Source organism: Paenibacillus sp. 01T424, from assembly GCF_056398745.1.
The window spans coordinates 93521-106289 of sequence record NZ_JBFTPZ010000025.1 but is presented as its reverse complement, the minus strand read 5'-3'; the positions used below and the strand labels follow the sequence as shown (position 1 = coordinate 106289).

The window sequence follows — 12769 nt, the reverse complement described above, 5'->3', positions numbered from 1 at the left end:
GGGTTGAGCTTTGTGCCATTGTGGAGCGGGTACACAGCAACGCGGTTGCCGCCATGATTACCGGTGATCCGGCAATCGGAGATGCGCTGGAGAAAATTACTTTTAATTCGCTTCCGGGTGCTATGAGCAAGGATATTAAAACCCATCAATACTATTCGCTGCCGAATCAAGTACAAAGCGGCGTAACCGATCATGGCTTTAAGCAAAATTACGGAAATGGCACCGTACAGTCGCCTTATTCGGGTTATCCTTGCTGTCGTTTCAATATGCATATGGGCTGGCCTTATTTTGTGAAGGACATGTGGGCGGGTACTTCGGATGGCGGGCTTGGCGTTATTGCCTATGGACCGAGCCGTGTATCAGCCAAAATCAATGGGGCGAATGTAACCGTTAAGGAAACGACGAACTATCCGTTCGAGGATCAAATTCGGTTTACGATTGAGGAAGCGTCCAAGAGTGTGAATTTCCCGCTGAAGCTGCGTATTCCGGAATGGACGGACAAAGCAGTTATCACGGTGAATGGGCAGCCGCAAGAGGCCGTAATATCCGGGCAATATTTTACGATTGATCGGCAATGGACAAAAGGCGATACCGTTGTATTGACGCTGCCAATGGAGCTCAAAACGTCGACTTGGGTCAATAATTCGATTGGCATCGAACGAGGACCACTCGTATTCTCTCTGAAAATCGATGAGAACTGGGTAGAGCAGTCTAATCCAGCGCCGCAAGTGAAGGCGCCTGGCTTCAAGGAATTCAGCATCAATGCGCAGTCCCCTTGGAATTATGGTTTGCTGCTTGATCGCGACAACCCAGCAGACTCGATTCAGGTCGTCGTATCCGATATGCCGGAAAATCCGTTCATACAGGAGACTACACCGATTAAGCTAATTGCGAAAGGGAAGAGAATCCCGTCATGGGGCAAAGCAGCTAACGGGGTATCAGCCGCAGAGCCGCCGGTGGGTCCTGTATATTCCGCAGAGCCTACGGAGGAAATTACGCTTGTTCCGTTTGGAGCGGAAAACCTGCGGGTTACTTATTTCCCTGAGGTGACTGAGGAAACGGGCATTCAACCTTATAAATACGAGGCGGAAAACGCCCAGCTGTTCAAGGCGACGGCTCGCAGCAGTAATGTGCATGCATCAGGCTCAAGCTACGTTGGCGGCATCGACTATGCCGACAGCTACGTTAACTTTAATCAGGTTGAGGTTCCAGCAGCAGGGACGTACAAAATGTTTATTTGGTACGCGCAGAATACGGGGAATTACCAGCCAGCTGCTGCAAAAATTATGGTTAATGAAGGCGAAGAGCAGTCCTTGCAGCTCGCAGGGACGATTAATTGGGGTCGATTTATGGCTTCAAGCGTCAACGTTGAGCTGAAGGAAGGGGTTAACTCGATCAAGTTTATGCGGGGTTCTGGACCAAATCCAGGCTTTTATGAGCTAGACTACATCGCATTGTCAGCAGTCAGTAAAGAAGCTGTTGAGCCTTCGGATCAAGGGACAGCTGTACTGACAGGTGCTGCAAACGTACCGAGCGGTGCTGATCTGAATCTTACCTTAGCGGTTCGAAATGTTACGGACAGCGTATATCAGAGTGTTTATGCACAGGACGTTACGGTAACCTTTGATCCAAGCAAGCTCAGCTTCTCGGGTGCGACGCCACTACGGGAAGGGCTGCAAGTGCTTGAGCCTAAAGAGCTTGAGCCGGGCAAAATTCGGATATTAGCCTTTGGAGAGGGGGCAGCCCTTTCGCCAAACGAAGACTGGCTGAAGTTGACTTTCCGAGCTGGCATAGCAGATGAAACGGTAAATACCTCTATAACGGTAACAGGCGTCAAGCTTGCAAACGCAGAAGGGCAGGAGCTGCTTCTGCTTGAAGCTCAGCATCATCTTCAGATACAGGCAGCTCCGGGTGATAAGTCTGCACTGCTGGCGGCATTATCGCAAGCGCAAGCTTTGTATGATGGAGCGGAAACAGGAACAGAACCGGGACAATATCCTCCTGCGATGAAGCAGCAGCTGCAATCGGTTATCAACAAAGCGAAGCTGGTTGCTGATGACGAGAAGGCAACGAAAGCTGAAATTGCAGCCGCGATTACGAAGCTGAATGCTGCAGTAGAAGATTTCCTTGCCGGTGTCATTAAGCCAAGTAACGGTGACGTGAATTATGATAATAAAATTACAGTTGGCGATTTGGCGATTGTAGCTTATTCGTATGGCAAATCCAGCAGCGATCCGAATTGGCAGCAGTTCAAAAAAGCAGATTTGAATCATGATGGCAAAGTGGATATTGAGGATCTTGCATTGCTCGCTCGGTTGATTCTTGGCTAAACGGTACAAGGGGGAAGGCGCATCACTTCCTCCACTAGATTTAAGTATCGATACTATGAATCTTTGGAGGTTCCGTTCATGTTGAATATAAGAAAAACAATGAGTACGCTTGTGGCATTATCTATGATATTTAGTATAGTAGCTTCCGCAATCTCCTTTGCACCCCGGGCTGCGGCAGCAGATGCAGGGGGAATGGCAGCTTCGCAGCAGCATGGGCTGATGGCTGAATATTTCACTGCGGGAGGGCCGCCCAATTTTGCTTTTGGAACCTTTAAAGGAGCTGGCTACGATTCGAATTTGGATATTTCCAATTTAGAGCCGGCCATCAAAATGTTTACAGGACAAGAAGATCGCGTCGGCATCAGATGGACGGGTTTCATTCAGCCTAAGCTCTCTGAGGACTATACCTTTTACATTACTGGTGATAATGGCTTCCGCCTTTGGGTTGATAATAAGCTTACGATCGACCACTGGGAGGTATCGTGTCCGAGGATGGTTTGCAAGTTGAGCTGCCATTCCAAGAATCTTTGAAGCCAATCACTGCTGAATTTGTTAAGCATCTGAAATTGCGTATCGTGACGGGCGATTTGCCTATTCTGTCGGCAGCTTTGAAGGATGGGGACGATAAAGTCGTCACCGTACTGCTGAAAGATCCAATGTACTCTAAGGATGTAGGCAATGTTAAAGTAATCTACGATGGCAAAGGCGGACTGGAAACGGTGGCGGGAGCTGCTGTAGCTAGCTTCGATAAACCTGTCTACAATGGTTCAAAATATCAGATCATGTCCCCTTGRGCGGAGGATGTAGACAAAGAAAACGTACTGCCTGAATACCCAAGACCACAATTAGCGCGTGAAAAATGGATGAATTTGAATGGGGAATGGGAGTTCCAAGCAGCCCAGAAGGGTGAAGCTGTTCCTGTAGGTCAAGTGCTGAAGGAGAAAATTCTTGTTCCGTTTGCAGCAGAAGCAAAGCTTTCGGGCATTAACCGCGTGGAGGATCTCATGTGGTATAAGCGCTCCTTTAACGTTCCTGAGAACTGGGATGGTAAGCGAGTGAAGCTGAATTTTGGAGCGGTTGATTACTTGGCAACGGTGTATGTGAATGGACAATCGGTAGGCAGCCATAAGGGAGGTTATACCTCATTTAGCTTTGATATTACGGATTATCTTGTGCCTGGGGACAATGAGCTTATCGTGCATGTTCTGGATGAGACGGATATGGGAGCAGACCAAGCGGTTGGCAAGCAAACGGTCAAAAAACTCGGCGGCATTTGGTATACCTCCGTATCGGGTATATGGCAAACGGTGTGGCTTGAGCCTGTAGCTGCTGCACATATCGATAAACTCGACATGGCAACAGATATTCAAAACGGCATCTTGAAGCTGAAGGCAGCTGCTATCGGCGTTGAAGGGCAAACGATTGAAGCGGTTGTTTTGGAAAATGGAAAAGTGGTGGGAACCGCAACAGGAGCAGCTGGAGCTGAGATTGCTGTGGCAGTTCCAAATGCACGGCTTTGGTCCCCAGATGATCCTTATCTATATGATTTAAAGGTGTATCTGAAGGATGGAGCACAAACGGTAGACGAGGTTTCAAGCTATTTTGGCATGAGAGAGATTACGCTCGGCAAGGTAGACGGTATAACAAGGCCGCTAGTAAATGGGAAATTCGTCTTCCAAATGGGGCCGCTCGATCAAGGTTTTTGGCCGGACGGCATTTACACGGCACCTACGGACGAAGCCTTGAAATTTGATATTGAGGCGGTCAAACGCGTCGGCATGAATACGATCCGCAAGCATATTAAGGTGGAGCCCGCTCGCTGGTATTATTGGGCTGATAAGCTAGGCGTACTGGTATGGCAGGATATGCCGAGCCTTGAGGATCGTCAAGGAAATAAAGGGTCAGATATTACACAAGCAACGAAGACGCAGTGGTTTAAAGAATACAAAGAGATGGTCGATCAATTGCGCAGCGTGACATCGATCATTGTGTGGACGGTGTTTAATGAAGGCTGGGGACAATTTGATCAAGGCGGGCAAATGACGAAGGATGCTACCAGCTATGTAAAAAGCCTTGATTCGACTAGGCTCGTCAACAGCACAAGCGGCTGGTGGGATGCGGGCGTCGGCGATTTGAATGATATTCATCGCTATCCTGATCCCGGCGCTCCGAATTACAGCGATACAAGGGCAGCTGTGCTTGGCGAATATGGCGGTTTAGGCTTGCATGTCCCGGGGCATGAATGGAGTCCGCTCGTATTCTCCTATCAATTAATGAATAGCAAGGAACAGCTGACTTCTACTTATATTGCCTATATCAACAGGTTGAAGCAGCTGAAGGAATCAGGCCTGAGCGCAGCCATATACACACAAATTACAGATGTGGAATATGAAATCAACGGCCTATTGTCTTACGATCGCAAAGTTGAAAAAATGGATTTTGATCGGATTGCGACCGCGCACCGTGAGCTCATCGGCACAGCAACCAAAGGGGATTTGCTCGCTGAAATTGCCAGAGCAGAAGGCATGCTGAATCTCGCGAAAATGGGTGCAGGAGCCGGCGAATATGAGCAATCGACTGCTGATTCCTTTAAGGCTGTCATTGATTCAGCCCGCGAAACAGCTCAGAATGATGCTGCAATGCCTGCACATATTCAAACAGCTCTTAAATCTCTCCAAAGCGCACGTGAGCAATTTTTTGTATCGGTGAACGATCCAATTCCAGCGGGTTCTTCCGTTGATCCGTTTAATGAGGCGTCGCTAGACAGTGCTTGGTCAGTCTTTAAGGCAGACAACTCCAAATGGTCGCTGACGCGTAAACCAGGCTTTTTAAGCTTGGACACTTCACCAGGCGACACGTTCGGAAATTCAAATAACTTGCCGAACATCTTTTTAAAGGATGCGCCAGCAGGCGACTTCGTCATTACAACAAAAGTGGAAGCTCCAGTACGCAAAAACTTCCAGCAAGCAGGCCTGTTCATTTGGCAAAATGAGGACAATTACGTCAAGCTTGGCCATGTTTGGGATACGGAAGCAACAACTGGCAAAAGCCTCGAAACCGCATATGAGAAAAATGCGGTTTATGTTAAAGCGACAAACATGGTCAGCCATCCAGGTTACGATACGTCCTATTTGCAAATCAAAAAGGTAGGCAATGTCGTTTCTACTTTCTATTGGGATGGCAGTGCATGGAAACCTGCGGCAGACCCGATGACCGTTAATTTAAGCAATTTGAAAATCGGTTTCTATGGTCTATCTTCGGGTGATAAAACGTCTGTCCAAGCAAATTTTGATTATTTCTCGGTTGGTCCTGTTCAATTGTCGGATAAAACAGCGCTTCAAGCGGCAGTTGTATCTGCTGAAGCCAAACTTAACTCCGCTGTTGCAGGCACAGAACCCGGTCAATATCCGCAGTCTGCAAAAGATGCATTTGCTGCTTCAATCGCAACAGCTAAAGACGTATTGGCTCTTGCAGCTGCAGACCAAGCGGCAGTAGATGCAGCGTTGGCAGCACTCAGCAAATCGGTTGCTGATTTCGCAGCTTCTGTTGTACCTCCTGCTGTGAAAGACGCGACGGCTACGATTGCCGGAGCGGCACTGGTGAAAGCGGGTCAATCCTTCGATGCAACGGTTGGATTGTCAGCCGTAACGGAGGAGAAATATTCAAAGCTGTATGCGCAAATTTTAACAGTTAGCTTCGATGCTGCGAAATTAACGCTGACTGGCGCAGCCTCCTTGCAGCAGGATTTCAGCATCCTTGAGCAAAAGGTTATCGAGCCAGGCAAGGTGAGGATTGTAGCGGCAGGTCAAGGCAAAGGCATTGATGCCAATTCGGAATGGCTGAAGCTGAGCTTCTTGGCAGCTGTTACGGGGAGCACAGGAAATACAGCCATTCAAATTAGCGACTTTATAGTTGCTAATAGCTTGGGAGAAGAACTTGAAGCAAAATCAACATCCCATACGCTGCAAATTAGTGCCGTTGTTGATGTGACGGGCTTAAATCAGGCGATAGCCGCAGCGGAAGCCATTTATGATGGAGCGGTAGTCGGCACACAGCCTGGTCAATATCCGGCAGCAGCAAAAGCAGCGTTCGGTGAAGCCATTGCCGCAGCGAAAGCCGTTGCCGTTAACCCGAATGCAAGCGAAGCGCAAGTGAGCGCAGCTATTGCTCAGCTAAGTGCGGCAGTGACGACGTTCCAAGCTTCTAAATTGTCAGGCGATATTAATAACGACAATAAGGTATCAATTGGCGACCTCGGCATCGTAGCAGCTGCATATGGCAAAACAAGCGCAGATCCGAATTGGTCGCAATATAAGAAATCCGATCTAAATGCGGATGGCAAAATTGATATTGTGGATATCGCGATGYTTGCAAGATGGATTCTGGGGTAACATTTCGTTAGATTTTGCTTACAATAAAGAAGAKGGTGACCCGAAGCAACGGACTGCTTGGGTTCCCTCTTTTTTTGTCGGTTTCTGTGGGTTTAAGTTATTAATATGGATGCTGATAATATTGCTGGCCATACATTTGATTGTAATAGCCTTGGTTAGGTTTAGCTTGGTTCGACTGAATAGCTTGATTAGGCTGATATGCTTTATTGGACGGCAACGTTTGGTTTGGCTGCAATACTTGATTGGATTGCAATACTTGATTCGATTGCACTGGAGCTTGCTGCTGCATTGGAGCTTGATTAGGCTTTTGCATATTTTTGCTTTGGCCTTGTACGGGATTATAGCTGCAATTGCTCGGAGGTCCCAGAATAACGGTGTCTTTTAAAGGTGCTAATGCATTTTCTAATTTTTCTTGATCTAAGCAGTAGGTATACGCAAGGATATTGGTTGGAGTTAATCTTAAAATATCGGAGCCAAAAATAACTTCTGGGATTGGCGCATCAAAGATGGCTAGCAGATGAGTATTATCGACGGTCGCCATTTCATAGTGCCACCAGCCTTGCGGAATGTTGACGACTTGAGCAGGCTGTACCAAGTAATGAAGGAACTCGTTCGTAAAAGGGTTCATAAGCGCAATTTCTGCTGATCCTGATATGCAATATACGAGCTCGGAGGCATTCTGATGGTAATGAGGCTCAACGACATTGCTTTTGCTAAGGTAGATATCAAGAAGCGACGAATTGCCTAACGTATTCAATTGCTTCACTGAAAGCAAGTTGATGTAGTTGTATGGATCTTTTTTGAAAAAAGTACTATTGTTCAAATCATAAGCAAATTCCGTCTGTGGAGACGTATAGTCCATATAAGAAGTCATTTGTAAATCCTGCCCCTCTTCCATTAGCTGGTAAATGTTTACTGGGATAGGATATGTGTTTGCCCATATGATGGTGAAGGTTACTGGAAAAAAACAAGGCAGACAAGTGCATGAATAACGATGCACTCGTCTGCCTATTCGTTTATTTATAGCTTGGAAGCCAGCTGCCATGCGCTTCGATGAGCTCATCGCAAAGCGATACAATGTCATCCATAGACAATTCTGCTGAGGTATGCGGATCAAGCATTGCTGCGTGATAAATATGATCCCGCTTGCCAGTAATTGCCGCTTCAATCGTTAATAGCTGCGTGTTGATGTTCGTACGGTTTAATGCTGCAAGCTGTGGCGGAAGGTCGCCAACATAGGTTGGTGTAACGCCATTCGCATCCACGAGGCATGGTACTTCTACGCAAGCTTCCTTCGGAAGATTCGTAATAAGCCCAGTATTCATCACGTTGCCGCCAATTTTGAACGGGTTGTTCGTTTCAATTGCTTCGAGAATGTACGAAGCATATTCATGGCTGCGGCAGTGCTCCAGCTTGCTGTCATTAATAAGTGAATCGCGCATGGATTTCCAGCCTTCAATTTGACTAACACAGCGGCGCGGATACTCATCGAGAGGAATGTTGAAACGCTCGATCAGCTCTGGATAGTTCCGTTTGATGAAGTATGGATGGTATTCCGCATTGTGCTCGGAAGATTCGGTGATGTAGTAGCCGAATTTCAGCATGAGCTCGTAACGAACCATATCATGATGCTTCTCTAATTGCTTCTCGGCTGCACGGCGTTTGATTTCCGGGTAAAGATCAACTCCGTCTTTGCTTGCTTCAAGCAGCCATGCCATATGGTTGATGCCTGCAATTTTGTACTTAACGCCCGTTGTGTCCATACCCAAATGATCAAATAAATGCGGCACACAAACTTGTACACTGTGGCATAAGCCAACCGTTTTCACGCCGCCATAGGTGTTCATGACATTCGTGAGCACGGCCATTGGGTTGGTGTAGTTAAGGAACAGCGCATCTGGACAAACCTCGTTAATATCGCGAGCGAAATCCAGCATCACAGGAATCGTGCGCAGATTACGGAAAATGCCGCCAATGCCTACGGTATCGGCAATCGTTTGGCGCAAGCCGTATTTTTTTGGAATCTCAAAATCGGTAATCGTACACGGATCATAGCCGCCTACTTGAATGGCGTTTACGATGTATTTGGCACCGCGAAGCGCTTCTTTCCGGTCGGTATAAGCTTTAATCTCGCAAGTGCTTTCACTTGTTTTTTTAATATTAAGCAGCATTTGCTCGGAATCGAGAAGACGCTCCGCATCAATGTCAAATAAAGCGATTTCAAAACCTTGCAATGCAGGTGTCTGCATGACATCTCCAAGAATGTTTTTGGCAAAAACACTGCTTCCTGCGCCGATAAAAGTAATTTTAGACATTAGACAATAGCCTCCTATTGGATGATTGCTGACTCCTTTAGTATAAGGAGAACAACTGCAAATGAATATGGAAGGAACGAAGCATTATATGGAGAAATGTTGCATCATTTAGTATGCTTAGAGAAGTCAGCTTATTGGAGGTGCATGGATGGAAACGCATCATCGTATAACCATGAGTATTAATACAGCTCCGCTGAAAGGCGAAATGTCGGTCTTGTTCAGCGGAATCGGCGAACCGGTCGCGGGCCATTTTATAGGACCGGCTGTTCATGATTATTATTTAATTCACATTGTACTGGATGGGGAAGGCACATTTGAAACGCTGGGGAAGACGTACTCTTGCAGCGCGGGGGATGCCTTCATCATTTTTCCGGATATTCTGGTCAAATACGAGGCAAGCCTGCACAATCCTTGGAAATATACATGGGTAGCCTTCTCGGGAGATATCGTGGAAGCTTCTCTTAGTTCGATTGGGATCACGCCAGACCTTTCTGTTATACGTGGATTCTCGCTGCCGACGATTTATCGGATGTTTCGGAAAATACGCAAAGGTATGGAGAAAACGAATGCCCCAGCGCTTGGCAATATGGAAGCTTCGGGCTGGCTGAGATTAATATTTCATGAGCTTGGACGAATGAACCTTACGAGAATAACCGAAGAGATCGTACCAGAATCTCGTTCTTACCGCCAAATTGATCAGGCAATTCGCCTCATATCGCTCCAATATGGACAGCAGCTCTCTATTGAAGGAATCGCTCAAACACTCGGCTATCATCGCGCGCATTTAACGAGGCTGTTTAAGGATGCGACGGGGCTGCCGCCCATGCAATATTTACAAAAGGTACGAATGAAGAAAGCAGAGGAGCTGCTTGAAGGCGAGCTTACGATTGCCCAGATTGCCTCATCTGTTGGATTTAATGACCCGCTCTTTTTTACGAAGCAATTTCACAAATGGAGCGGACAATCGCCTACGGAATTTCGGAAAAACTTGAATAAGCAATAGAACGATAAACGAGCGGAAAATAGATAGGTGGGCATTCGAATGCAGTGGATAATTTCTCCATAAATGCAACCTAAGTAATCATTAAAGAGTCTATGATGATGAGGGTGAAGAGGAGGGATTTTTGGTGAAGTTAAAGATTTGGTTTGTTTTGCTAGCAGCGGTTTGCATTCTTAGTGCTTGCGAAAAGGAAGAGAATAATGGAACAACGAATAGCAGTGGGAAAGTGGTCACTAGCGAATCAGAGGAAATGCAAGCCTCTTATCAAGAAAAACAGTTATCAGATGATATGAACGAGGTAATTTCAAATTATATTATTCAAAAATATGATTCCGTCTCCTCTCAAACGGAAAAACAGTTTGAGGTGCATGAGGTTTATGGCACAAGCGAATCATCGGGCATCATTACGGTGTATATGCATTCCTATTTTGGCGGATTTAATAAATTTTCGGGTCTAGAAATTCAAGCAGGGCATTCCATGCCTGCGGTCATTCGCTTGAAGAAAAAAGCAGCGGGATATGTTGTAACCGAATATACTGAACCGAAAGACGGCAGTCTTTATCAATCTTCGTTGAAAAGGATGTTTCCCAAAAAGTATTTGGATATAATGCATAATAAAAGCGGCATTTTAGACAATTTGCAAAAAGAAATGGATAGCAAAGTACAGCAATGGTTGGACGAATAGTACTGCGAATCACCCGTCCCAACGGGTTTATTTTAAGATAAAAATCAAGAAACTAGCAGTTACTTTAAGTATAGTATGTATATCTCATATAATATAGTGACCTTTTTTTCACTACTTACATAATGATACAAACTTCTCTAGAATAGAGATGCTAGCGTGCTTAAGGCAGCATTTCGATTGCTATTTTACAATTCATGAGGAGATGAGTAGAGATGCAATTTCGTCATTTAGGGAAAAGTGGATTGAAGGTTAGTGAAATCAGTCTAGGAAGCTGGTTGACATACGGCGGTTACGTAGAACGTGAAAATGCGGTGAAAGCGATTCAAACAGCCTACGGGCTTGGCATTAATTTTTTTGATACAGCGAATGTATATGAGAGAGGGGAAGCAGAGAAGCTGATGGGAGAAGCGCTTCGTGCTTTTCCACGGGAATCCTATGTGCTCGCAACCAAAGTGTTTGGACAGATGGGTGATGGTCCAAATGATCGGGGACTATCCCGCAAACATATTATGGAGCAGTGCAATGCCAGCCTGAAACGGCTTGGAGCAGATTATGTGGATCTATATTACTGCCACCGCCATGATCCAAGTACGCCTATGGAAGAGACGCTTCGTGCGCTTGACGATCTGGTACGCCAAGGCAAAGTGCTGTACGTTGGCGTTAGCGAATGGACAACCGCGCAAATGGTGGAAGCGCATGCAATTGCTGATCGTTACTTGCTCGACCGAATCGTAGTTAACCAACCGATTTATAATATGTTTAACCGTTATATCGAGAAGGAAGTCATTCCTTACGGTGAGCGCGGCGGTATTGGACAAGTCGTGTTCTCGCCGCTCGCTCAGGGACTGCTGACGGGCAAATACAGTTCCGTGAATGATGTGCCTGCGGACAGCCGTGCAGCGAAGCTTGATGGCATGCGCAAAGGTGTGACGGAAGAGAAAATCAATAAAGTGCGCGAGCTGAGCGTGGTGGCAGCAGAGCTGGAATTAACGGTTGGTCAGCTGGCGCTTGCTTGGATTTTGCGCCAGCCGAATGTATCTAGTGCACTCGTTGGAGCTAGCAATCCTGCACAGGTGGAAGAGAACATGAAGGCATCGGGTGTCGTGCTAAGCGCTGATATTACGGAGCGGATTGAACAAATATTAGGAGCATAAGAAGGAGTGAATGAAGTGCCGAAAGTAGTTGTTACAGGCGGCAGCGGCATGCTGGGGAAATGGGTAGTTAAGCATTTTGTTGAGCAGGGATACGAGGTTGTGAATGCGGATGTGAAACATCCAGCCGAACCGCTATGCCGAACTGTAATCGTTGATTTGAACCATTTGGGTGAAGTGTACGGCGTATTGGCTGGGGCGGATGCCGTTGTGCATTTGGCTGCCATTCCAGTTGCGTACTCGCATCCGAATGAGGTTACGTTTCACAACAATATGATGTCTACCTACAACATATTGGAGGCTGCAGCGGGTCTTGGYATCCGCAAGGCAGTTATTGCTTCGAGCGAATCCTCTTATGGCCTCGTATTTGCCAAAGAGAAGTTCGGGCCTAAGTATGTTCCCGTCGATGAAGAGCATCCGCAGCTTCCTGAGGACAGCTATGGCTTGTCCAAAATCGTAAATGAACAAACAGCGGATATGATAAACCGTAGAACAGGCATGCAGGTTGTTTCATTCCGCCTAGGCAATGTTATTGCACCAGAAGCGTATGAGCGATTCGAGTCATTTATCCATGATCCCGAGCAGCGCGAGCGTATTCTATGGAGCTACATTGATACGAGAGATGCGGCGGAAGCTTGTCAACTCGCTATTGAAGCAGAAGGGCTCGGAAGCGTGGCGCTTAATCTTGCAGCGGATGATAGCAGCATGGCGCTGCCAAGCCGGGCGCTTATGGCAGCTCGTTTCCCGGAGGTCAATGATTTCCGCAAGCCGCTGGAGGGGCACGAAACATTGCTCTGCAATGAGAAGGCTAAACGGCTGCTCAACTGGAAGCCAAAACATCAATGGCGTGATTACGTCAACGGATAAAAGGAAAGTCGAGTCCGAGAAAAAAATTAT

9 protein-coding genes are annotated in these 12769 nt (G+C 46.7%); 7 read left to right on the top strand and 2 right to left on the bottom strand.

The genetic code is table 11. The features are described from left to right. The 3 genes from AC1DPK_RS19170 to AC1DPK_RS19160 all read left to right on the top strand — a co-directional run. Window positions 1–2330 (top strand): dockerin type I domain-containing protein (locus AC1DPK_RS19170; protein ID WP_477511342.1); only part of this gene is annotated, 2330 nt, incomplete at its 5' end. 78 nt (window positions 2331–2408) lie between these two features. Continuing rightward, window positions 2409–2861, top strand: coding sequence for a PA14 domain-containing protein (locus tag AC1DPK_RS19165; RefSeq protein WP_477511341.1), 453 nt, complete (start codon window positions 2409–2411; stop codon window positions 2859–2861). After that, window positions 2813–6721: a sugar-binding domain-containing protein gene (locus AC1DPK_RS19160; protein ID WP_477511340.1), complete on the top strand. Its 3909-nt coding sequence runs from the start codon at window positions 2813–2815 to the stop codon at window positions 6719–6721. The genes AC1DPK_RS19165 and AC1DPK_RS19160 overlap by 49 nt, the downstream gene beginning before the upstream one ends. Window positions 6722–6821: 100 nt before the next feature. Here the strand turns inward: AC1DPK_RS19160 and AC1DPK_RS19155 are convergent, their stop codons facing one another. Both AC1DPK_RS19155 and melA read right to left on the bottom strand, forming a co-directional pair. Continuing rightward, window positions 6822–7595 (bottom strand): cupin domain-containing protein, encoded by a 774-nt coding sequence (locus AC1DPK_RS19155; RefSeq protein WP_441881790.1) that lies wholly within the window; start codon window positions 7593–7595, stop codon window positions 6822–6824. A gap of 142 nt (window positions 7596–7737) precedes the next feature. Continuing rightward, window positions 7738–9036 (bottom strand): alpha-glucosidase/alpha-galactosidase, encoded by a 1299-nt coding sequence (gene melA, locus AC1DPK_RS19150; RefSeq protein ID WP_441881563.1) that lies wholly within the window; start codon window positions 9034–9036, stop codon window positions 7738–7740. Window positions 9037–9184: 148 nt separating this feature from the next. On the opposite strand from melA, the gene AC1DPK_RS19145 reads away from it, so the two are divergent. From AC1DPK_RS19145 to AC1DPK_RS19130, 4 genes are all read left to right on the top strand, one after another. Further along, window positions 9185–10039 carry an AraC family transcriptional regulator gene (locus tag AC1DPK_RS19145; protein WP_477511339.1) on the top strand — a complete coding sequence of 285 codons (855 nt, stop codon included), beginning with the start codon at window positions 9185–9187 and terminating at the stop codon, window positions 10037–10039. Window positions 10040–10163: 124 nt separating this feature from the next. Continuing rightward, window positions 10164–10721 carry a hypothetical protein gene (locus tag AC1DPK_RS19140; protein ID WP_477511338.1) on the top strand — a complete coding sequence of 186 codons (558 nt, stop codon included), beginning with the start codon at window positions 10164–10166 and terminating at the stop codon, window positions 10719–10721. Window positions 10722–10933: 212 nt separating this feature from the next. Beyond that, a complete protein-coding gene (locus AC1DPK_RS19135; RefSeq protein ID WP_477511337.1) occupies window positions 10934–11875 on the top strand; it encodes an aldo/keto reductase family protein in 942 nt (313 codons plus the stop codon). 15 nt (window positions 11876–11890) lie between these two features. Beyond that, window positions 11891–12739, top strand: coding sequence for an NAD-dependent epimerase/dehydratase family protein (locus tag AC1DPK_RS19130; protein WP_477511336.1), 849 nt, complete (start codon window positions 11891–11893; stop codon window positions 12737–12739). Window positions 12740–12769: the final 30 nt, after the last annotated feature.